Source organism: Candidatus Regiella endosymbiont of Tuberolachnus salignus (assembly GCF_964020115.1).
Classification (GTDB): Bacteria; Pseudomonadota; Gammaproteobacteria; order Enterobacterales; family Enterobacteriaceae; genus Regiella; species Regiella insecticola.
On record NZ_OZ026542.1, the window covers coordinates 2140178 to 2163233 of the forward strand.

Annotated in this window: 24 protein-coding genes and 1 pseudogene; 17 read left to right on the top strand and 8 right to left on the bottom strand. The window is 39.9% G+C overall.

Annotation, left to right across the window (positions count from 1 at the left end):
- Positions 1-46: 46 nt before the first annotated feature.
- Together asd and AACL30_RS10575 are read left to right on the top strand one after the other, a co-directional pair.
- Positions 47-1165: an aspartate-semialdehyde dehydrogenase gene (asd, locus tag AACL30_RS10570; protein ID WP_339056618.1), complete on the top strand. Its 1119-nt coding sequence runs from the start codon at positions 47-49 to the stop codon at positions 1163-1165.
- Between the two features lie 117 nt (positions 1166-1282).
- Positions 1283-2569: a hypothetical protein gene (locus tag AACL30_RS10575; protein ID WP_339056619.1), complete on the top strand. Its 1287-nt coding sequence runs from the start codon at positions 1283-1285 to the stop codon at positions 2567-2569.
- A gap of 140 nt (positions 2570-2709) precedes the next feature.
- Here AACL30_RS10575 and AACL30_RS10580 read toward each other — a convergent pair whose 3' ends face one another.
- From AACL30_RS10580 to mutH, 3 genes are all read right to left on the bottom strand, one after another.
- The gene (locus AACL30_RS10580; RefSeq protein WP_339056620.1) at positions 2710-3147 is read right to left on the bottom strand and encodes a YhbP family protein; all 438 of its coding nucleotides are present in this window, start codon (positions 3145-3147) and stop codon (positions 2710-2712) included.
- Positions 3144-3869 carry a TerC family protein gene (locus tag AACL30_RS10585; RefSeq protein ID WP_339056621.1) on the bottom strand — a complete coding sequence of 242 codons (726 nt, stop codon included), beginning with the start codon at positions 3867-3869 and terminating at the stop codon, positions 3144-3146. Before AACL30_RS10585 ends, AACL30_RS10580 begins: the two co-directional genes overlap by 4 nt.
- Positions 3870-3966: 97 nt before the next feature.
- Positions 3967-4650 (bottom strand): DNA mismatch repair endonuclease MutH, encoded by a 684-nt coding sequence (mutH, locus tag AACL30_RS10590; protein WP_339056622.1) that lies wholly within the window; start codon positions 4648-4650, stop codon positions 3967-3969.
- Positions 4651-5034: 384 nt separating this feature from the next.
- Between mutH and rppH the strand changes: the two genes are divergently transcribed.
- On the top strand, positions 5035-5571 hold the full coding sequence (gene rppH / locus AACL30_RS10595) for an RNA pyrophosphohydrolase (protein WP_339056623.1): 537 nt from the start codon (positions 5035-5037) through the stop codon (positions 5569-5571).
- Positions 5572-5693: 122 nt separating this feature from the next.
- Here the strand turns inward: rppH and rbsB are convergent, their stop codons facing one another.
- On the bottom strand, positions 5694-6575 hold the full coding sequence (rbsB, locus tag AACL30_RS10600; RefSeq protein ID WP_339056624.1) for a ribose ABC transporter substrate-binding protein RbsB: 882 nt from the start codon (positions 6573-6575) through the stop codon (positions 5694-5696).
- Between the two features lie 211 nt (positions 6576-6786).
- Positions 6787-8655 (bottom strand): low affinity potassium transporter Kup, encoded by a 1869-nt coding sequence (gene kup / locus AACL30_RS10605; RefSeq protein WP_339056625.1) that lies wholly within the window; start codon positions 8653-8655, stop codon positions 6787-6789.
- A gap of 361 nt (positions 8656-9016) precedes the next feature.
- Here kup and mioC point away from each other — a divergent pair, with 361 nt between their 5' ends.
- From mioC to rsmG, 3 genes are all read left to right on the top strand, one after another.
- Positions 9017-9466 (top strand): FMN-binding protein MioC, encoded by a 450-nt coding sequence (gene mioC, locus AACL30_RS10610; RefSeq protein WP_339056626.1) that lies wholly within the window; start codon positions 9017-9019, stop codon positions 9464-9466.
- Positions 9467-9866: 400 nt separating this feature from the next.
- Positions 9867-11756, top strand: coding sequence for a tRNA uridine-5-carboxymethylaminomethyl(34) synthesis enzyme MnmG (gene mnmG / locus AACL30_RS10615; RefSeq protein ID WP_339056627.1), 1890 nt, complete (start codon positions 9867-9869; stop codon positions 11754-11756).
- A gap of 49 nt (positions 11757-11805) precedes the next feature.
- Positions 11806-12453, top strand: coding sequence for a 16S rRNA (guanine(527)-N(7))-methyltransferase RsmG (gene rsmG / locus AACL30_RS10620; RefSeq protein WP_339056628.1), 648 nt, complete (start codon positions 11806-11808; stop codon positions 12451-12453).
- 52 nt (positions 12454-12505) lie between these two features.
- Here rsmG and AACL30_RS10625 read toward each other — a convergent pair whose 3' ends face one another.
- Both AACL30_RS10625 and AACL30_RS10630 read right to left on the bottom strand, forming a co-directional pair.
- On the bottom strand, positions 12506-12970 hold the full coding sequence (locus tag AACL30_RS10625; RefSeq protein ID WP_339056629.1) for a hypothetical protein: 465 nt from the start codon (positions 12968-12970) through the stop codon (positions 12506-12508).
- Between the two features lie 402 nt (positions 12971-13372).
- A complete protein-coding gene (locus tag AACL30_RS10630) occupies positions 13373-13807 on the bottom strand; it encodes a hypothetical protein (protein WP_339056630.1) in 435 nt (144 codons plus the stop codon).
- Positions 13808-14262: 455 nt separating this feature from the next.
- Between AACL30_RS10630 and atpB the strand changes: the two genes are divergently transcribed.
- The 10 genes from atpB (at position 14263) to AACL30_RS10680 (ending at position 21908) form a co-directional block, all read left to right on the top strand.
- Entirely contained in the window at positions 14263-15081 is an 819-nt protein-coding gene (atpB, locus tag AACL30_RS10635; RefSeq protein ID WP_339058462.1) for a F0F1 ATP synthase subunit A, read from the top strand.
- Between the two features lie 164 nt (positions 15082-15245).
- Positions 15246-15485 carry a F0F1 ATP synthase subunit C gene (gene atpE, locus AACL30_RS10640; RefSeq protein ID WP_006704017.1) on the top strand — a complete coding sequence of 80 codons (240 nt, stop codon included), beginning with the start codon at positions 15246-15248 and terminating at the stop codon, positions 15483-15485.
- A 60-nt stretch (positions 15486-15545) separates the two neighbouring features.
- Positions 15546-16022 (top strand): F0F1 ATP synthase subunit B, encoded by a 477-nt coding sequence (atpF, locus tag AACL30_RS10645; protein WP_339056631.1) that lies wholly within the window; start codon positions 15546-15548, stop codon positions 16020-16022.
- An 8-nt stretch (positions 16023-16030) separates the two neighbouring features.
- Positions 16031-16564 carry a F0F1 ATP synthase subunit delta gene (gene atpH, locus AACL30_RS10650; protein ID WP_339056632.1) on the top strand — a complete coding sequence of 178 codons (534 nt, stop codon included), beginning with the start codon at positions 16031-16033 and terminating at the stop codon, positions 16562-16564.
- A 14-nt stretch (positions 16565-16578) separates the two neighbouring features.
- The gene (gene atpA / locus AACL30_RS10655; protein ID WP_339056633.1) at positions 16579-18120 is read left to right on the top strand and encodes a F0F1 ATP synthase subunit alpha; all 1542 of its coding nucleotides are present in this window, start codon (positions 16579-16581) and stop codon (positions 18118-18120) included.
- 227 nt (positions 18121-18347) lie between these two features.
- On the top strand, positions 18348-19226 hold the full coding sequence (atpG, locus tag AACL30_RS10660; RefSeq protein ID WP_339056634.1) for a F0F1 ATP synthase subunit gamma: 879 nt from the start codon (positions 18348-18350) through the stop codon (positions 19224-19226).
- Positions 19204-19389, top strand: a complete 186-nt coding sequence (locus AACL30_RS10665; RefSeq protein ID WP_339056635.1) for a hypothetical protein — start codon at positions 19204-19206, stop codon at positions 19387-19389. Before atpG ends, AACL30_RS10665 begins: the two co-directional genes overlap by 23 nt.
- A 10-nt stretch (positions 19390-19399) precedes the next feature.
- Positions 19400-20788 (top strand): F0F1 ATP synthase subunit beta, encoded by a 1389-nt coding sequence (gene atpD, locus AACL30_RS10670; protein ID WP_006704022.1) that lies wholly within the window; start codon positions 19400-19402, stop codon positions 20786-20788.
- A gap of 15 nt (positions 20789-20803) precedes the next feature.
- A complete protein-coding gene (locus AACL30_RS10675) occupies positions 20804-21232 on the top strand; it encodes a F0F1 ATP synthase subunit epsilon (RefSeq protein WP_006704023.1) in 429 nt (142 codons plus the stop codon).
- A gap of 145 nt (positions 21233-21377) precedes the next feature.
- The gene (locus AACL30_RS10680) at positions 21378-21908 is read left to right on the top strand and encodes a septation protein A (RefSeq protein ID WP_339056636.1); all 531 of its coding nucleotides are present in this window, start codon (positions 21378-21380) and stop codon (positions 21906-21908) included.
- An 81-nt stretch (positions 21909-21989) separates the two neighbouring features.
- Here AACL30_RS10680 and priC read toward each other — a convergent pair.
- Positions 21990-22280: pseudogene (gene priC / locus AACL30_RS10685) on the bottom strand (primosomal replication protein PriC); the annotation flags it as partial.
- A gap of 88 nt (positions 22281-22368) precedes the next feature.
- On the opposite strand from priC, the gene apt reads away from it, so the two are divergent.
- Positions 22369-22923, top strand: coding sequence for an adenine phosphoribosyltransferase (gene apt, locus AACL30_RS10690; RefSeq protein WP_339056637.1), 555 nt, complete (start codon positions 22369-22371; stop codon positions 22921-22923).
- Positions 22924-23056 lie beyond the last annotated feature (133 nt).

Sequence of the window (23056 nt, forward strand, 5' to 3'; positions counted from 1 at the left end):
AAGGGTATAAAAACCTATTTCAACCTCCTCAAACAAGGCAATAAATATGAAAAAAACAGTAGGTTTTATCGGCTGGCGTGGCATGGTCGGTTCCGTGCTGATGCAACGTATGGAAGAAGAAAACGATTTTGAGGCTATCGAGCCAGTATTTTTCTCTACGTCACAAAAAAGCGACAAAAAGGTTTCAGTGATCAAAAGTCTAGCTGATACCCTCTTAGAAGATGCTTATGATATTAATAAATTGTCAAATATGGACATCATTATCAGCTGTCAAGGCGGCGATTATACCAACAAGATTTATCCACAATTACGTGACAGCGGATGGCAAGGTTATTGGATCGACGCCGCCTCCGCTCTACGCATGAAAGATGACGCCATTATTATTTTGGATCCGGTTAATAAAAAGCAGATTCAGCAGGGCATAGATAAAGGCATCAAAACCTTTGTTGGTGGTAACTGTACCGTTAGCCTGATGTTAATGTCACTGGGCGGATTATTTGCTAATGATTTGGTTGAATGGGCTTCTGTCGCCACTTATCAGGCAGCTTCCGGAGGCGGAGCAAAACATATGCGTGAATTGCTCACGCAAATGGGTGCTTTACATAAAGAGGTCATAACAGAATTGGACAATCCTGCATCAGCCATTCTTGATATTGAACGAAAGGTAACGGAAAAAACCAACAGTAGTAATTTACCCACCGATAATTTCGGTGTACCGCTGGCCGGCAGTTTGATCCCGTGGATTGATAGCGCCCTTCAAAACGGGCAAAGCCGTGAAGAATGGAAGGGTCAGGCAGAGACCAACAAAATATTAGCACGCAAAAATATCATTCCGATTGATGGTTTATGCGTACGTATTGGAGCCCTGCGTTGCCATAGTCAAGCTTTTACCTTGAAACTAAAAAAAGATCTTCCCTTGCCAGAAATTGAACAATTGCTTGCTGAGCATAACAAGTGGGTAGAGGTGATCCCCAATGATCGCAAGAATACAATGAGTAAACTCACTCCAGCAGCCGTCACTGGCAGCTTAAAAACGCCTGTTGGGCGCTTACGTAAACTCAATATGGGATCAACGTATTTATCGGCATTCACCGTAGGGGATCAATTACTGTGGGGTGCCGCAGAGCCACTGCGGCGTATGCTGCGGATCCTTAAAGAAAAATAAAAAAATGTATTTTATTCTATATGACAAGTAATAATTTATACCATAATCTGTTTTTGATAATTTTATTTATGGAGTGACAATAAAATGACATAAAAATTAACTCCAGGAAATATCATTATGAAGAAAGTAGAAGTGTATTCGGTTAGAAAACCCAATTATGTATTAATCAATAGATTAGAATTAACAGGCAATACTGGATCATTGATAAAACAATTTGAAACAGGAAAAAATAGTTCTGTTGAGTTGAAAAATTTAGCAACTGAAGAGAAAGTGGCATTAAAAAAACCAGAGCCAAAACCAAGAACCCTGTTTTTTCCCGTAAAAAAAGGAGAAGAAGGAATAGCCGCTAACAGTAAACCTATTACAAAAGAAGAGGCAGCTAATAGAATACTAGGTGCCGTCAGAGCTCGTACAAAACTATTAGCATCAAAAGAGTTTAATGACGCAAGTCGTCAGGAATTAACCTATAAAAGTGCTAATAGTAAAATATATGGCAAAAAATTTTATCGTGGCATAGAGGGGATTACGCTTTCTGTACCCGATAGGAAGCCTAGTACTCCACTAGAGGGTGGTGCTAAAAAAGCTATTGGTATAAGTGACAGATGGATTGCTCTTGCGCCGCTTAATGAACAATCACCCAAATTTGACACTAAATCTGATAACAGCGATTTACTTGGTTTAAGAACCATGATCTACAGTACAGTAGTCGGAGAGGATGTAATGATTGCTCTTAATGCAGGTGAATCTTTAGCTGCAATATTATTTAATAATAATACCGTCGAAATAAAAGATTTTGAAAATTCCACGAAAGATTTAGCTGAATTACATAAAATAGCTACCTATCTTATCGACATAAAATTAGAAAATATGGCTAAAAATATTAAATTAGAAAATATGGTTGATGATAAAAATAATAGTGTTAAGTTTATTGATTTAGAATCAAGAGTAAGACAGGGACTCCCTACAACCCCCGGAATAACCTTTGAGAACACGACAATTGGTTTGTTGCAACAGTTCACGGAAATAAGTCCAAAGATTATAGAGGGGAAGGAATTTTCACCGCAAGAAAAAAATTCACTTAAAACATATGATGAATATGCATTGCTTATGACGATAGTAGCCGCTACTACAAAAGACGACAAGCTTAGGCAAAGTATGATAGATCCTTGTGTAGACACGAAAGAGTTCTGCGATCCTCCGCAGTATTTTGATTATCCAGGTGCAATGAATGAATTAAACGAAGGGTTGATGAAACAATGGATTAACGAAAATGTAAAAACCGAATATCATGATTATGCAGAAAACCTGTTAAAAAACCCTGCTCAATTTGCCAAAAATAGGACTGAAAACGGATTTGAGAATACATCATTATCAGAAATACTTATTTTTCAACCTAGCTCATAAAATTCAGTATCATTCCAATAATTATAAACAGGAATGATACTGATAATTAAATATTTCAATAATTTGCGGTGATGGTATTTATTAAAATACCATTTCACCGCATAAATCTTTGAATTTTTACTGTCGGTTATGCAAGAAGTTTATTCTTCACGCCGCCAAAACAATTTTTTAGCGAACCCTAATGTATTATTGGTCATTTTGATTTCCCGCAGACACAGCTGCCAAAGGGGGGTTGTCGCGCCTTTGGCAGCGGGGAAACGGTGGCAATAACGCTTACGCATCGAGGTATCCCGCTCTTTTGTTAGCACAGTAATATCACCGCGATACTGAATACCTTTGATTAATTCGATTTGATGGGGCTGGTTGGCAATAGTCCCGACAACCTGTGGATTAATCTGCATTAACTTCGCATGATGGGTGGTCGGTTCAGTCATCAAATATAACGCCATCTTGTCTTGATCAAAAAAATAAAAACAATTCGCGCACCACATATCATCACTACGCTTTGCGCAGAGTGTGAGTACATGCTGTTCGCGCAAAAAATGGCAAATTTCTGCAAGGCTTTCAGCATTATTCACTTATTTCCTTCCTCTTTATTTCTCTTTCTACCTCGTAACCAATTTAAGCTTTCGACGCTGATGGAAAAAAACAGAGAGAAATAGATATATCCCTTAGGTATTTGTACTTGAATGCTTTCCAACATTAAAGTCACTCCAACCAAAATCAAAAAAGCAAGCGCCAACATTTTAACCGAGGGGTAATTATTGACAAACTCTCCAATAGGCCGGGCGGCAAACATCATCACACCGACAGCAACGATAACGGCGGTCATCATAATAAACAGATGATCAGAAAGCCCAACCGCCGTGATGACGGAATCTAAACTAAAAATAATGTCTAACAACATAATTTGTATGATAGCGCTAGCAAAAGAACTCACATGGCTACTGTGATAATTTTCATCCCCAATGATCGAGTCATAAATTTCTTTAGTCGACTTCCAAATTAAAAATAACCCGCCGAAAAACAAGATCAAATCACGTGTTGAAATAGCATGTTCTGCAAGAGTAAAAAGAGGCTTCGTTAAACCAATGACCCAGGTAATAGACGCCAACAAAGTTAAACGCATCAACATCGCAGCAGATAAACCAATCCTTCTCGCTTTATTTTGTTGTGCTTTAGGCAATTTTGCCACGACCAAAGATAAGAAAATAATATTATCTATACCTAAAATAATCTCTAGGATAGTGAGTGTACCCAGAGCTAACCAAGCATTTGGATCAGCAATCCATTCAAACATTACTCATATATCCTATTAAACAAAAAGACTTGATTATACGCGCTATATTTCTATTAATCATAATGAAAGAAGTGGTTATTTTTAAATATACAGGCTATCAAATAGAAAAATAGCGAGATAATAATTTATTAGTAAAGTTTTTTTTCAAATAAAAACCACGAGGCAAGGTCATGATACGCTGCCCTTGTTTACCCACTGCCTCGGTTAAAGACTGACCATTCGCTGCTTTAGGACGCAATTGTAAAATCTCACCATGGTGCGCTCTAATACTTTCCACGTTACCTAAAACAATCAAATCCATCAGCTCTTCCCAATCGTCGCGGAGCTGTTTTTCTTCCTCTGCACTTGGACTCCATAACAAAGGAGTACCAACACGGCGCTCTGCTAAAGGGATCTGCCTTTCACCTTCTACAGGGATCCATAAAACCCGGGAAAGTTTATTGCGAAGATGACAGCTCTCCCAAATCACCCCACTATTGCCCGTTAATGGTGCCACACAAACAAAAGTGGTTTCCAATGCTCTGCCTTGAGCATTCACTGGGATAGTTTTTAGTTCAATGCCGATATCAGCAAAATCCTGCTCAGGCTTACTTCCTGCTTTCGCACCAAGATGAAATTCTAATAATACGCCTACCCAACCTTTTGCTCTTTTCAAATTGGCAGGCATATGCCATTGCGCTTTCATCGCTAATTCACCCAAGGTAAATCCCGATAAAGCCTGAGCACGGAGCAAAAGCTGATTTTCATCACGGAGGGGAGGGACAGAAATTAAATTACACACGAGACCTCTTTAGAAATTGCTGATGCTCTATACCCACTGTCCTTAAAGCTGCCGCTAGGCGGTTAGAGCGTGAGACCGATGAGCGTGGACATACCATGAGGGCGACGGCTCGTAACCAACAACTCAGCGGCTTCAAAGGCGAAGGGTATATAGACCTCTTTCGAAACCTACTGCGTGACGCGGATCCTGCGTTGCCCGGTGCGCGCAATCCTCATGTACTCACACGTACACTCCGGTTGCTGTGCGCCGGGCGCCTTGACTTCACATAACGAACTACGGTTTCGAAAGATGTCTAATGTGAGTATCTTTTAATTAGTTTACCGCCTGTGGTTAGTATGAAACAATCAGATCATTTCTGAATTCTAAGTTTATCGAGGTAGTCTAGTGATCGATGATGATGGCTACCGCCCAAATGTTGGTATTGTCATTTGTAACCGGCAGGGACAGGTTTTATGGGCTCGCCGTTGCGGTCAACATTCCTGGCAATTTCCTCAGGGCGGCATTAATGCAGATGAAACACCAGAACAGGCAATGTACCGTGAACTTTTTGAAGAGGTGGGTTTAAGTAAAAAGAACGTTCGCATATTGGCCTCTACCCGTAGTTGGTTACGTTATAAATTACCTAAACGTTTGGTTCGTTGGGATACGAAACCCGTGTGTGTAGGCCAGAAACAAAAATGGTTTTTACTTCAATTAACCAGTGATGATAGCAATATCAACATGCAACAGAGCAATCCGCCAGAATTTGACGGTTGGCTTTGGGTAAGCTACTGGTATCCTGTACGTCAAGTGGTCTCTTTTAAACGTGATGTATACCGTCGAGTGATGAAGGAATTCGCCGCTGCTGTGATAACAACACAGCTTATGCCCGCTCTATCAATATCAAAAATACCGGCAACGTCTCTACCAAAAAAATGTTAACGTCTACGTTAGAGACTATTTAAAATTTCTTGTGCTCACTGATACTTTGTCAAAAACAGTTCAAAGAAGATTTCGAACAAGCTCTTAAAACCTTCTATGAATAAAGAAAAAATTTGGGATGTTTATTGAGTGACTAACTTTAAACTTATTAGGGTAAGACGGGGTATTTTTTCACCTTTTAAGACTTTATCTGCCATTTCTACGCCTTTTGCACCAATCTTTTCTGGTTGCTGAGCGATGGTCGCCGCCATTTCTCCATTTTTTACCGCTTTAACGGCATCATTAGTACCGTCAAATCCTACCACCAACACATCCGTTCTTCCCAAATTTTGCAACGTGTGCAATGCACCCAACGCCATCTCATCATTCTGTGCAAACACCGCTTGAACCTGTGGGTAAGTGGCTAACAATTCTTGCATCACGTGCATACCATCGGTGCGATCATAATATGCTGGCTGACTGGCTAATAAATTGAACTTATGTTGTTTTACTGATTGTTTGAACCCTTCAGCCCGTTCGCGAACGCCAGAAGAAATAGCAATACCTTCCAATTGTATCACTTTAGCGCCATCCCCGAGTTTATTCGCAATAAAATCCCCCGCCATTTTTGAACCTAATACATTATCAGACGTAATATGACTTTTTACTTTCACCTGATGGGCGACGCGATCCAAAGTGATAACAGGGATATTAGCCTCATTGGCTAATTTAATAGAATTACCTACCGCATTGGAATTTACCGTACTAATTAACAGAAATTTAATATCAGTACGGCTAATCAGAGAATGTACATTGAGTAACTCGGTAGCTGAATTATTCTTCGAATCGAACACCTCTAATTCATAACCCCGTTTGTAGGCTTCTTTTTGTGCGCCTTCTATTAACGAAATAAAAAATGGATTGTTTAAAGTAGAAACGACTAACGCAATGGTATCCTTAGCCATTGTTTGGGTGCTCAATGCAAAATTTAATATAAATAAGGTAACCCATTTATTTATTTTCATAAAAATGATTCCTGTGATAGAAATGATTTATTCCTTTATCATTCATTAACGCCGCTAATAATCTAAACGCCTATACGAAATCTCTCGTGTTTACCAATAATTGGATTAAAAATTTAACTATTTTGACGATAGCACAATCTAAATTCAGAAAACAATATTCTTTATCATCAATATTTACCGCTCTCTTTCACTATTACTTCCTTTTATTAGATTAAATTCTTACCTGTATACTTAATTCAATTATCCTATTAGGTGGTATTTCAAATTGATCTGAGGCACGTAAGGCGTTGCGTTTAAGTAAAATAAACAATTTGCCACGAAAAGAGAGATACCAGGGTCGTTTAGTTAAAAAAATCGATTCATACGACATAAAAAACGATGTTTCTATCATTTGACATGATAAATTTTCTAAACTACAAAGATAAAAAATTTCTTCCACATTTGGCGTCTCTTTAAAACCATAGCGCGCACAGATCTGAAAAAAAGTGGGTGACAGTTTTTTAATTGTAACCCGACGAATATTATGTACATAAGGCGTATTTTCTGTCTGCAGAGTCAACAAAAGTATTCTTTCATGTAATATTTTATTGTGTTTTAGATTACATAATAATGCACAAGGGATAACATTGGCAGCACGTGACATATAAACTGCTGTACCCGGCACGCTCATGGGCGGTGATTTTTCCAACGAAGTTATCATGGCATGCAACGAATTGCCGTGTTCATGCATCCTGCGTAACAGGCAAATCTGCCCATTTTTCCAGGTGGTCATAATAGTAAACATCACCAACCCCAACATGAGCGGCAGCCACCCCCCCGAAAAAAATTTTAAGGCATTAGCCGCAAATAATGGAATATCGATACTCAATAATAGCAACAATAAAACAATAACAACGAGACGATCCCAGTGCCAGTTTTTAAATATTACCGTGCAAAAAAGAACACTGGTGATAATCATAGTCCCTGTTACAGCGATACCATAAGCATTAGCTAAATTACTCGAATGTCCAAAACCTAAGATCACAAATATAACAGCAATATATAAAAGCCAGTTAATGACTGGTATATAAATCTGGCCTGACTCTATTTCTGATGTATTAATAATACGCATTGGCGGTAAATAACCTAAATGTACCGCTTGTCGAGTAAGAGAAAATACGCCGGAGATAACAGCCTGTGAAGCAATAACCGTTGCCAGTGTTGCTAATATCAATAGAGGGATCATTGCCCAATCTGGGGCGAGTAAAAAGAAAGGATTTCTGACAGCTTCAGGATTTTTTAATAATAACGCACCCTGGCCAAAATAATTAAGCACTAAAGAAGGAAATACAAGAATAAACCAACCTAATCGAATAGAACGTTTACCAAAATGCCCCATATCAGTATATAAGGCTTCTACGCCCGTAACGGCCAGTACCACCGAACCCAACGCAAAAAAAGAAACCATTTTATAGTTGATAAAAAAGGTGACCGCCCATTTTGGATGAAGTGCATTCAATACTTCAGGATTAGCAATAATACTACGCAGGCCTAGAACCCCTAAAGTTAAAAACCATATCAACATAACAGGAGCGAAGAGTTTCCCTACTTTAGCCGTTCCTTTTTTTTGAATAGCAAAAAGCAAAGTTAATACCGCTATTGAACAAGGCAAAATGTAATGCTGTAACGAAGGAGCAACAATGTGTAATCCTTCTATCGCTGACATCACAGACATGGCCGGTGTTATCACCACTTCACCATAAAAAAAACTGGCGCCAATGAGACCGATCGTAACTAATTTTGCGGTAATACGCTCAGAAGTGTTACGCCCAGACAACAACATCAAGGTTAAAATCCCGCCCTCGCCCGCGTTATCCGCCCGCATAACAAAAGTTAAATATTTTAGTGAAACACTTAAAACTAACAGCCAAAAAATCAGTGACAAGAATCCAAATACCACATCAGGACGAACATCCAAAGCGTAATGAGAAGAAAAACATTCACGTAAAGTGTAAAGAGAACTTGTCCCTATATCACCGAAAACAATACCTATTGTGGAAAGTGTTATCGCTAATAAAGACTGTTTACGTTCTGTATTCATAGTTTATTTCTTTTGATTACTTAGAGCCTGTTCAAAATCTTCTTTGTATCAGCGAGTACAAGAGATTTCGAATAGGCTCTTAAACATCAGTAAAAGCGTTTTTTACGCCTAAAAATTAGCCAAAAATAGGGAGTGTGTTTTACTGCAACACTTAACTTGAATATACGATTTCTACCGTCATGAATTAATTTTTACCAGAGTCAATTTAAGTATGCATAAATTCAACCAGTTGCATAGTCTTAAAATAAAAATATAAGTTACGCACAGGTTATACCGGGCTTATCAACAGGTTGCTAACAGGTTATCAACAGGTAATAAACTCGGTATAATTGTTATTTATTTTCTTTAATTGGAGCCTTTAATGCCTCACATTACGCTAATCACCGGTAGCACACTCGGTAACACTGAAGATTTCGCTGAAGATTTAACCAAAAAATTACAATTGGCGGGGTTCAGTACCACACTTTTACATGGCCCTAATCTGGATGAACTGCGCCTATCAGGTCAGTGGCTAGTTATCACTTCAACCCATGGTGCAGGCGAGCTCCCGGATAATCTGCAACTTCTATCCACACAAATTAAACAACAAAAACCCGATCTATCTCAGGTCTATTTCGGCGCAATAGGTTTAGGCGACTCTAGCTACGATCAATTTTGTGGCGCAATCAAAAAATTAGAGCAGCAATTGATAGCGCGAGGCGCTATTCAAATGAGTAAAAAACTTGAGATTGATGTGGCTAAATATCCCATTCCAGAAATTGCGGCAGAAAAATGGTTAATTGATTGGATGGCTAAATTTTCATCAGATTAAAAAACAAGCAATCAGCTGTGGATAAACCTGTGTAAAAGCTGTGTAAAGCATGTGTATATCCTGTGATTATCTTGTGGATGAATTTTGAATAAAAAACCCTGTGGATAACTCGCCATTTTATTCACAACTTATACATAAAATAATCACAAGTTACGCACAGGTTATCCTTTTTTTAACGTTATGATTTAAATAAAAAATAATGACTTATCCACAGAAAACGCTCTCCCTAATAATAATAATAATAAAAAAGATCTAAAAAAAAAGATCTTTAAATAATTACCGACGCCAAAAAATCAAAAAACGCAATAAATAAAATTTGGCTAATCAAAAAATTTTGCGTAGAATCCACAGCATTCAGAACGAACAACCCTCATTGGCATAATCGCAAGGTTCAATCAGCATGTTTTGTCCAGAACAATTTGACGTTATCATCATCGGCGGGGGGCATGCAGGCACTGAAGCTGCTATGGCCAGCGCTCGCATGGGATGTCAAACCTTGTTACTAACTCACAACATCGAAACCTTAGGCGAAATGTCTTGCAACCCTGCCATTGGAGGGATCGGCAAGGGGCATCTGGTAAAAGAGATCGACGCACTAGGTGGCCTAATGGGAAAAGCCATCGACCAAGCTGGCATTCAATTTAGAATTTTAAATTCCAGCAAAGGTCCCGCAGTCAGGGCTACCAGAGCGCAAGCAGACAGAGCACTGTATCGGCAAGCGATACGTAACGCGTTAGAAAAACAAAAAAATCTTTCCATTTTCGCTCAAACTGTCGAAGACCTGATCATCGAAAATAATTCTGTAGCGGGTGCAGTGACAAAGACTGGCCAAAGATTCCAAGCCAAAGCCGTAATTTTAACCGTTGGTACCTTCCTCGACGGTAAAATCCATATTGGCTTAGAAAATCACAGCGGGGGTCGTGCAGGAGACCCTGCATCAATCACATTGTCACGTCGCTTAAAAGAACTTCCACTACGAGTCAATCGTTTAAAAACAGGCACTCCACCCCGTATCGATGCAAAAACTATCGACTTTAGTCAATTAACCGTGCAGTTAGGTGACACGCCTATCCCAAGCTTTTCTTTCCTAAACCATCTGACACAACGACCAAAACAGATTGCATGTCATATCACTCACACTAATAAAAAAACACATGAAATCATCAGAAACAATCTTGATCGTAGTCCGATGTACACAGGAGAAATTGAAGGAATCGGCCCCCGCTACTGCCCATCGATTGAAGATAAAATAGTTCGCTTTGCCGACCGTGATACCCATCAAATTTTTTTAGAGCCTGAGGGATTAAACAGTAACGAGATCTACCCAAATGGCATCTCAACCAGTCTGCCTTTAGACACTCAAATAAATCTCATCCACTCGATAAAGGGAATGGAAAACGCGTGCATCATCCGCCCCGGCTATGCCATTGAATATGATTATTTTGATCCACGTGATTTAAAAAACACGTTAGAAAGCAAATATCTCCACGGACTCTTCTTTGCCGGCCAAATCAACGGCACTACCGGTTATGAAGAGGCCGCTGCACAAGGCTTACTCGCAGGGCTAAATGCAGCACGTTTGGCTAAAGGAAAAGAAGGCTGGTCACCAAGACGTGATGAAGCTTATCTTGGCGTCTTAGTAGACGACTTAAGCACGCTAGGTACCAAAGAACCCTACCGCATGTTTACTTCTAGGGCTGAATACCGATTAATGCTACGTGAAGATAACGCTGATTTACGTTTAACTGAAATAGGTCGTGGCTTAGGTTTAGTTGATGATGATCGATGGAAACATTACTGTGAGAAAGTTGAGAAAATAGAAAAAGAACGCCAACGTTTGCGTAATACCTGGATATCTCCTCAATCACCACATATTATGCAAATCAATGAATTACTTAAAACGCCATTATCAAAAGAAGCCAATGGTGAAGAATTATTACGCCGGCCAGAAATTAATTATCATAACCTGACTACACTTAATTTATTTGGCCCCGCACTGCAAGATTATCAAGCTGCCGCTCAAGTTGAAATTCAAACAAAATATCAGGGATATATTGAACGTCAGCAAGAAGAAATCACAAAACAATTACGTAATGAAAATACAAAATTATCCATTAATACCAATTACCACGAAATACCTGGCCTATCAAACGAAGTGATCGCCAAACTTAATGATCATAAACCGCATTCCATTGGGCAAGCATCACGTATTTCAGGTATTACCCCTGCCGCCATATCTATTTTGCTTATTTGGCTAAAAAAACAAAGTTTATTACGCCGCAGTGCTTAATTTAAATAATTTCCTATATAAAGATTAAATATTATTAAGAGCTTAAAAGGTGTTAAAAAAATTAGAACATTTATTAGCAATAGCAGAAATTACCTTATCTGATGAACAAAAAAATCAGCTTATTAATTATGTCTTTTTATTAGATAAATGGAATAAAACTTATAATTTAACCTCGGTACGTGATCCACAACAAATGTTAATTCGTCATATTATGGATAGCATCGTTGTTAAGCCTTATTTACAAGGCGATAAATTTATTGATGTTGGAACTGGCGCGGGTTTACCCGGTATTCCTTTAGCCATTATCTGTCCTAATATCCATTTCACTTTACTTGATAGCTTAGGTAAACGTGTCCGCTTTCTACGGCAGGTACAACTTGAACTTAGATTAGCTAATATTGCGCCGACACAAAGCCGTGTTGAAGATTTTGTCACAGAAGTTAAGTTTCATGGCGTGATCAGTCGCGCCTTTGCATCATTAACCGATATGCTGTCTTGCTGCCATCATTTAGTTGATAAAAATAAAGGGCATTTTTATGCCCTGAAAGGAAAAAATCCAAGTGAGGAATTAATCAATCTATCGGAAGGAATGGCGACGGTATTATCAATCAATAAATTATCCGTCCCTGAATTAGCTGAAGAGCGGCATTTAATTATTCTCAAATTAAATGCCGAAATAAAAAATTTAAATGATTAGTATTGGGGGAAAGGAAAATAATAATCCTAACTTTTTCTGAAATCGTTTACTTTTACCATTTTTTTAAAAACTTCCTAATGTTCCCTTCCAGTTGACGAGCTCCTTCCTTTACGTCATCTGCCGATCTTTGAACTTGATTAACTATTTTATCCGCCGATCTACTAATTTCTCCCTCTACCCTAGGTGCAGTTCTACCAACTTCATCAGCTACTTTCCCACTCGATCTTTTCATTTCATCAACTAATCTACTAAATAAGTCCCCAGAAGACTTCTCAGTTCGTGTACTATCTGTGTTCATTACTTTTTGAAGACTACTTGCTACCGTTGCTCCCGCTACTGGACCTTTTACTTGTCCCTCCACAGCTAATCTATTAGCTAATAACTCAGTAAGTACCTCAGTTGATATATTACTTGTATCCACTATTCTTCGTTGAAAATCACTTGTTGCTGTGTTTTCTTGGGGTTGTGATGTCGCCGCCCCCGCCGCCGTACCTAAGAGTCCAATTGGAAGTGTCATTTTATATAACCCTCAAAATTACTATTCATTAAAATAGTAGCAAAGAAAATTATTTAATATAACAACACTTCGTAACAAAAAATTTACAAAAATGAAAGGCATTCCTTAAGTAAAAATACCGATAACACAGTAAATTTGATCAAGGAATTTATTGATTATTTCAAGATTATTAGCGGAAGGTAACAAAAATTATGTTTAGCAAAACCTCCTCTCCACAAAAACACATTCAGTTACCCTCTGAATCATCTTCCGGAGAGTTGTTACAACTTTAAACTCATCAATCCCTGAGCCGTCGATCTTACTTCGCTTTCAACGCTCAAATATTAACTCGCTTACATCGTCACTTTTAATTGAAAAATAATTAAGTGACGATGTTTAAAAGATGATTTACTTAGAAAACGCTTACTTATGAAAGTGTTTTCTAAGCGTAACTTGATCTATCCCGTCAAGCAAAACACACACACTCTTATAAACTTGCTCTCCGCTTTTGAACGAACCTTTATTTATTATTCCATCAATACGCTGCTTTGCAGGCTTTCCTGACATCTCTTTATTAATCCTGTGAGCATTAACACAGAAACTCCCTATCCCCACTCCCACAGCAGTAGGTACAACAAATACTATTTGGAGGATAATACGCCCTACATAAAGAAGCCCCTTTAAAAAGTAATAAGGAAGCTTTGCTACAAAAAGCCCCGCCTCTCTTAAAAAATGAACCGGTATGCTGGTATTACTTGCTTTTTTTAAACGTGCTGCCAATCCCTCAGGATTTATTACCTCTGACGGCACTGATACTACAGCTTCTACAGCTGGCTGCATATTAACCGCTAATGTCATATAACACCACAATAAATATTATTCGATAATTAATTATTGTATTTAATAATATCAATGTAAATACAAATTAAACCTGAGTAACATCCTTAACATTTAACATCCTTCCCAGCTTAAAGGCCGAGATTCTACGGTATACCAGATAAAAATTCCTACTAACATCCCTTTTTCACAACTTATAGATTGAATTCATCTGACGGCACCGTATAATTTGCCCACTTTGGATCATTTAACTGATTAATAGTTAAAGTGTAGAAATTGAACGAAAATGCTCATAACGCAGTAGATTTCAGAGACAGTTAGAAATATTCTTTGAGCGGCACTCAATTGATGAAAAAAAGGCGAAAAAGCACAGTTGCTTTTTTGACAAAGTATCAGCGAGCACAAAAGATTTCGAACAGACTCTCACAAAAGATCTATTGATTATTTTAAGATTATTAGCGACGGTAAAAGGCATTATGTCTGGCGAAACTCCCTCTCAACAAGCGTATATCAGTCACCATCTGAATCACCTTCAGTTGGATCTCCGTAACTTTGAACTCATCAATCCCCATTCTGCCGATCCTGCTTCGTTTTGGACACTCAATATTGATTCTCTGTTTTTCTCACTGGTATTGGGGATCCTCTTTCTGCTTGTTTTCCGTAAAATTGCCGTCAACGCCACCAGTGGGGTACCCGGTAAACTACAAACAGTCATCGAATTAATAGTTGGTTTCGTTGACAGCAATGTGAAAGACATGTACCAAGGGAAAAGTAAAGTTATCGCCCCACTGGCGTTAACCGTATTCGTTTGGGTGGTGTTAATGAATACCATGGATTTACTCCCCATTGATTTCTTACCTTATATTGCCGAACATATTTTTGGATTACCCGCTTTACGAGTCGTTCCTAGTGCTGATGTCAGTATCACTTTATCAATGGCCTTGGGGGTGTTCGCCCTCATCCTGTTCTATAGCATCAAAATGAAAGGAAGTTGTGGCTTCATAAAAGAATTAACCCTACAGCCGTTTAATCACCCGCTATTTATTCCAGTCAATATAATATTAGAAGGGGTCAGCCTGTTATCTAAACCTATTTCACTAGGGCTACGGCTGTTTGGTAACATGTATGCAGGTGAATTAATCTTCATCCTGATTGCGGGTCTGTTACCTTGGTGGTCTCAGTGGTTGTTAAGTGTGCCTTGGGCCATTTTTCATATTTTGATCATTGCGCTACAGGCTTTTATTTTCATGGTTCTGACGATTGTTTATCTTGCTATGGCATCTGAAGAGCACTGATTTTTTATATATCCTTCGTCTTTGAAGCCGCCGGGTTGTTGGCTGCGGGTGCTCGTCTCATCAGGTAGCATGTCTACTCTCATCGGTCGGTCACCCTGGCAGCCGAAGGCAACTTCAAAAACGAAAGGTACACTACTGTGTTTTAACTAAAATGGAGACTTATCATGGAAAACCTGAACATGGATATGCTGTATATGGCAGCTGCTGTGATGATGGGGCTAGCGGCGATCGGGGCAGCAATCGGTATTGGCATTCTTGGGGGCAAATTTTTAGAGGGGGCAGCGCGTCAACCTGATCTCATTCCTTTATTACGGACACAATTTTTTATTGTAATGGGATTAGTCGATGCTATTCCAATGATCGCGGTGGGGCTAGGTTTATACGTGATGTTCGCGGTTGCCTGATCCTTTTTTGGAAAAAATATGAAGCTCATTTATTAACTTTATTAAAAGAGGCATGGTGCTGTGAATCTTAATGCGACCATTCTCGGCCAGGCCATTGCGTTTTTTTTATTTGTCATATTTTGTATGAAGTATGTATGGCCTCCCCTTATTGGAGCCATCGAGAAACGTCAAAAAGAAATTGCTGACGGTATTGCTTCTGCAGAACGTGCCAAAAGAGATTTAGATTTAGCGCAAGCCAATGTGACCGAACAACTGCAAAAAGCCAAAGAACAGGCACAGGTAATCATAGAGCAGGCAAACAAACGCAAGGTTCAGATACTTGAAAATGCTAAAGTAGAGGCCGAACAAGAACGTAAAAAAATCATCATGCAAGCACAGGCTGAGATAGACGCTGATCGTAAACGTGCTTATGAGGAGTTACGTAAACAAATCGCAGGATTGGCAATAGCTGGTGCTGAGAGAATTATCAACTGTTCCGTCAATGAAACGATTAACAGAACGCTTGTTGATACCATGGTCGCTGAACTTGAACAGTAGGAGGGCTAATGTCTGAATCTACCACTGTAGCCCGTCCTTATGCTAAAGCGGCTTTTGATTTTGCGGTTGAACATAAAACAGTTGAATATTGGCAGGATATGTTAACTTTTGCTGCCCGAGTAACCTATGATGAATCTATTATTTCACTGCTTTCTGGCGCATTAGCGCCCGAAACTATGGCCAAAATATTTATAGCCGCTTATGGCGACCAACTGAGTGAACCCGCCCAAAACTTCATTCGAGTTATGGCTGAAAACAATCGTTTATTAGTTTTTCCTGAAGTGCTAGCACAGTTTATTCAATTGCGTGATTCATTAGAATCTACCGTTGATGTCGAAATTTGCTCTGCTATGCCGCTAAATGATCAACAAAAAAAGAAAATAGCTGTTGTGATGGAAAAACAGCTATCACGTAAAGTTAAATTAAATTGCAAAATCGATTCGTCTGTCATAGCAGGGGTAATAATTCGTGCTGGTGATATGGTCATAGACGGCAGTGTAGGTGATCGTCTTAGACGTCTATCTGACGTCTTGCAGTCTTGAGGGAACTGGAGTATATGCAACTAAATTCCACTGAAATTAGCGAACTGATTAAACAACGCATTGCTCAATTTAATGTAGTCAGTGAAGCTCATAATGAAGGTACTATTATTTCCGTTAGCGATGGCATCATTCGTATACATGGTTTAGCCGATGTCATGCAGGGTGAGATGATAGCGCTGCCGGGTAATAGCTACGCCATGGCATTAAACTTAGAACGCGACTCTGTTGGCGCAGTAGTGATGGGACCTTACGCAGATCTTGCTGAAGGGATGAAAGTTAAATGTACCGGTCGTATTTTGGAGGTTCCTGTTGGTTCTGGTTTATTAGGGCGAGTGATCAACACGCTCGGTGAACCTATTGATGGCAAAGGTCCGATAGAAAATGATGGTTTTTCTGCCGTTGAAGCTATAGCGCCTGGTGTTATTGATCGCCAATCGGTTAATGAATCGGTTCAAACAGGTTATAAATCTGTCGATGCAATAATTCCAATTGGCCGTGGTCAACGAGAATTAATTATCGGCGACCGTCAAACAGGTAAAACCGCTTTAGCAATAGATGCCATCATTAATCAACGTCATTCTGATATCAAATGTGTATACGTTGCGATTGGGCAAAAAGCCTCTACTGTTGCAAACGTGGTGCGTAAGCTAGAAGAACATGACGCATTAGCCAATACTATTGTGGTGGTAGCCACCGCATCTGAATCTGCTGCGCTACAGTATTTAGCACCTTATTCTGGTTGTGCTATGGGTGAGTATTTTCGCGATAGAGGCGAAAATGCACTGATTGTTTATGATGATTTATCCAAACAAGCCGTGGCATATCGCCAAATTTCTTTATTACTCCGTCGTCCTCCAGGCCGTGAAGCTTATCCGGGTGACGTATTTTACCTTCATTCACGTTTGTTAGAACGTGCCGCCCGTGTTAATGCGGACTACGTTACTGCTTTTACTAAAGGTAAAGTGAAAGGTAAAACAGGCTCTTTGACCGCGTTACCAATAATAGAAACGCAGGCCGGTGACGTCTCCGCCTTTGTTCCCACAAATGTTATTTCGATCACTGATGGTCAGATTTTTCTAGAATCGAGCTTGTTTAACTCAGGTATTCGCCCTGCCGTCAACCCTGGCATCTCTGTATCACGTGTAGGAGGGGCTGCGCAGACCCAAATCATTAAGAAATTATCGGGGGGGATCCGTACCGCACTGGCACAGTACCGTGAACTTGCTGCATTTTCTCAATTTGCTTCTGATTTAGATGACACAACGCGAAAACAATTAAATCATGGTCAAAAAGTGACTGAATTGCTGAAACAAAAACAGTACGGACCTATGTCGGTTGCACAGCAATCTTTGGTGTTATTTGCTGCAGAAGAAGGCTATTTAGCAGATATTGATCTAACGATGATAGGTAACTTTGAAACTGCACTATTCGCTTTTACCGACCGTGAATATCCCCAGTTTTTGCAAAAAATTAACCAAACGGGTGAATATAACGATCAAATAAAGGGTGAGCTAAAAAATATCCTTGATGAGTTTAAAACAAACCAATCCTGGTAAAAGCTATACCCAATGAATTTCGAGTTACGGCAAGGCGGCAATCAAAGCAGCCAACACCGCCGTAACTTGAAAGGCGAAGGGGATAGCCGAATCAGTTTAACTTGATTCAAGGCGGAGGAGCGCAGACAGTACAAATCGTACGGCAAGCGACGACAACACAGAATCAAATTAAAATGATTTGGCTACATAGATAGTCTCACCTGTCTAGCGATGAAGGAGAAGCGGAAATGGCCGGCGCAAAAGAGATACGCTCTAAGATTGCGAGCGTACAAAACACGCAAAAAATCACTAAAGCGATGGAAATGGTTGCTGCTTCTAAAATGCGTAAATCGCAAGAAAGAATGGCATCCTGCCGTCCTTATGCAGAAGCGATACGTAGTGTGATCGGTCACCTCGCATTAGGTAATTTGGAATATAAACACCCTTATTTAGAAGATCGGGATGTAAAGCACTTAGGCTATCTTGTTGTTTCTACCGATCGCGGTTTATGTGGTGGTTTGAATACGAATTTATTCAAAAAATTGTTAGCTGACATGCAAACTTGGTCTGATAAAGGGGTTAAATGCAGCTTGGCGCTGATTGGAACAAAAGCGGTCTCTTTTTTTAGCTCCTTCGCGGGTAACAGTTTAGCGAATAACATCGTTGCAGAAGTCACGGGTATGGGAGATAACCCATCGTTATCTGAACTGATCGGGCCGGTAAAGGTGATGTTACAAGCCTACGATGAAGGCCGTCTGGACAAGCTGTATATCGTCAATAACAAATTTATTAATACCATGTCTCAGGAGCCACAAATCGTACAATTGTTACCGCTTGTACCTGAAAAAGACAGTGAACTGAAGAAAAAATCTTGGGATTATTTATATGAACCTGATCCTAAAGTTTTACTGGATACGCTTCTGCGCCGCTATTTAGAATCACAAGTTTATCAAGGAGTTGTTGAGAATTTGGCCAGTGAACAGGCCGCGCGAATGGTAGCGATGAAAGCGGCTACTGATAACGGCGGCAGTCTGATCAAAGAATTACAACTGATTTATAACAAGGCGCGTCAGGCCAGTATCACTCAAGAGCTCACCGAAATAGTTGGAGGAGCCTCCGCGGTTTAAAGCTATACCCAATGAATTTCGAGTTACGGCAAAGCGGCTAGGGCGACCGACCGATGAGCGTAGACAACTACGTGATTCGGTGAGCACCTGCAACCAACGCCGCCGTAACTTGAAAGGCGAAGGGTATAAATGGTTAAAAGCTAAAATTTTACGCATCACGTAGAGGATTCAAGATGGCTACTGGAAAAATTATCCAGGTAATTGGCGCCGTAGTGGACGTCGAATTTGATCAAAAAAGAGTACCCAAAGTATATAGTGCCCTTGAGGTAGATCTGAAAGACAGCGCAGCAAAATTGGTATTAGAAGTACAGCAACAACTGGGTGGAGGTGTGGTTCGCTGTATTGTCATGGGCTCTTCCGACGGCTTAAGACGAGGCTTAAAAGTTACTGATTTGGCTCATCCCATTGAAGTGCCTGTTGGGGCGGCAACGCTTGGGCGTATCATGAATGTACTGGGTGATCCCATCGATATGAAAGGCCCAATTGGCGAAAAAGAACGTTGGGCTATCCACCGAGAAGCCCCCTCTTATGAAGAATTGGCCAGCTCACAAGATTTGTTAGAGACCGGTATTAAAGTGATGGACTTAATTTGTCCCTTTGCTAAAGGGGGTAAGGTGGGTCTGTTCGGGGGCGCGGGTGTCGGTAAAACCGTCAATATGATGGAATTAATCCGCAATATTGCGATAGAGCATTCTGGCTATTCTGTTTTTGCTGGCGTGGGTGAACGTACCCGTGAAGGTAATGATTTTTACCATGAAATGATGGATTCCAATGTATTGGATAAAGTTTCTTTGGTATATGGTCAAATGAATGAGCCGCCAGGAAATCGTCTCCGTGTGGCGTTGACGGGTCTGACGATGGCGGAAAAGTTCCGCGATGAAGGGCGAGATGTGCTGTTCTTTGTCGATAACATTTATCGTTATACTTTAGCCGGTACTGAGGTTTCAGCCTTGTTAGGGCGTATGCCATCTGCGGTAGGTTACCAACCGACCTTGGCAGAAGAAATGGGCGTACTACAAGAACGTATTACTTCGACAAAAACCGGCTCCATTACTTCAGTACAAGCTGTTTATGTTCCAGCAGATGATTTAACCGATCCTTCACCTGCCACTACCTTTGCGCATTTAGATGCGACTGTTGTTCTCAGCCGTCAAATTGCCTCTTTGGGAATTTATCCAGCAGTTGATCCACTTGATTCAACCAGTCGCCAACTTGATCCCTTAGTTGTGGGTCAAGAGCATTACAACGTAGCGCGTGGCGTGCAGTCGATCTTACAGCGTTATCAAGAGCTGAAAGATATTATTGCGATCTTAGGGATGGATGAATTGTCGGAAGAAGACAAATTGGTTGTTTCTCGTGCACGTAAAATTCAGCGTTTCTTATCACAGCCTTTCTTTGTTGCTGAAGTTTTTACCGGTTCTCCAGGTAAGTTCGTTTCGTTGAAAGATACCATCCGTGGTTTTAAAGGCATTATGAATGGTGATTATGACCATCTACCTGAGCAGGCTTTCTACATGGTTGGAACCATTGAAGAAGCTGTAGAAAAAGCCAAAAAACTGTAACCGACAGGAGGGCATATGGCTGTAACAACTTACCGTCTAGATGTCGTAAGTGCAGAAAAAAGGATGTTCTCTGGCGTAGTACAGAAAATTCAGGTAACGGGGAGTGAGGGCGAATTAGGCATTTTTCCCGGTCACGCCCCGCTGCTCACGGCTATTAAACCGGGCATGGTGCGTATTGTTAAACAATGTGGTGATGAAGCCTTTATTTATCTTTCTGGTGGTTTGCTTGAAGTTCAGCCTAATGTCGTTATCGTCTTAGCCGATACCGCTATTCGTGGAGAAGATCTCGATGAAACAAAAGCACTGGAAGCGAAACAAAAAGCAGAAACCCATATCGGTCATTCTCACAGCGATGTCGATTATGCTCAAGTATCCGCTGAACTGGCAAAAGCTATCGCTAAATTACGTGTTATTGAATTAATTAAAAAATCAAGTATGGGGTGAACGATTATACCCTTCGTCTTTGGAGTTACCGCTAGGCGGCTAGGGCGTGAGACCGATGATCGTAGATATACTACGTGATTCGGCGAACCCCCCGCAGCCAACAACGCGGCTATAATCGAGTGATCTACAAATAACGGATAATGACATGAAGCAGCTTGTAGATTTTCTTCCATTGGTAGTATTTTTTGTTTTTTACAAAATCTACGACATCTTTGTTGCTTCTGCTGCACTGGTAGTGGCGACTGTATTTGCTTTAATTTTTACTTGGATGAAATACCGTCAAGTAGAAAAAATGGCGTTGATTAGCGCATTGATGGTCGTTATTTTTGGTTCCTTGACCTTTGCTTTTCAAAGTGATCTTTTTATCAAATGGAAAGTAACAGTTATCTATATCTTGTTTTCTGTTATTTTGTTAGTCAGTCAACTGATACTAAAAAAATCACTTATTCAACAAATATTAGGGAAAGAGCTGATATTACCGAACAGTGTATGGTCAAAACTTAATCTGTCTTGGGCGTTATTTTTTTTAATTTGCGGGGTAATCAATTTGTATGTTGCATTTTGGTTGCCACAAGAGGTATGGGTAAATTTTAAAGTATTCGGTTTGACGTTGTTAACGCTGTTATTCACTATTATCAGTGGTATCTATATTTATCGTCATATGCCAAAAAAATAAAAAAATTTTTGCAGGTTACATTTTTTTATTTTAGCAAAATTTGCTGTAAACCCTCGCCGCAATGCAGGCGGGGGATTATTTTTTGCGTAGCACTTGAGTGGCCAGCTCACGCTGTAATGCAGCTGCCTGCGCAACTAATTTTTCTGCTAAAAAGGCAACTTGTTGCTGGTGCTGTTCTGCTACCACTTGTTTTAGTTGCGCCAAATTTTTTCGCACTTCTAACAAGTAATCTCGCAAACGTGTGCCATGGTTGTTAAACAAAACTTGATCAAACCGCGCTTGTTGAGTAGAAATATTGCCCAGCGGCTCAATTTTTTCCGATAGGGCTTCAATCTGCGTTGTAAGCACTGTTAATAATTGTTCTGTTTTCATTGATAACCGTTATCCTTTTTTTCATTTTTGATTTGGCTATAAGACTTTATATCGCATTTTGATTAGGCACAAATAATGGATCCCTATAATGTTATCCCCTCAAGAAAAACGTAAATTGATGATAAATAATATTCAAAATAGTATAAAAAACATACCGAATTATCCCAAGCCGGGGATACTTTTTCGTGATATTACCAGTTTGTTGGCCAATCCTGTTGCCTATGCTGATAGTGTGGCTTTATTAGTTGAACCGTATCGAGATAAAGGGATCACTAAAGTTGTAGGTACTGAAGCGCGTGGGTTTTTATTTTCGGCTCCGGTTGCTTTGTCTCTTGGTGTGGGTTTTGTGCCAGTACGTAAGCAAGGAAAATTGCCGCGTGAAACGATCAGCGAAGATTATCAACTTGAATACGGTACTGATACCTTGGAGATCCATCGCGACAGTATCAAACCTGATGATAAAGTATTAGTGATCGACGACTTGCTAGCGACCGGAGGGACTATTGCCGCCACGGTAAAACTCATTCGCCGTTTAGGCGGTGAAGTGAATGATGCGGCTTTTATCATCAAGTTATCTGAATTAGAGGGAGAAAAACACTTGATTGATCAAAATATTTGTTGCTATAGCTTGGTTTCATTTTAACTTTTAGTCATTATTTTTCCGAACAATTTGTTTTGTCGCACCTGAGTATCGGTCGTCACAATGAATTGGCAACCCCGGCTATTCTACCGAAATATTCAGGGGTAAAACCCGTAACCAGTTGAATGATTTTTCA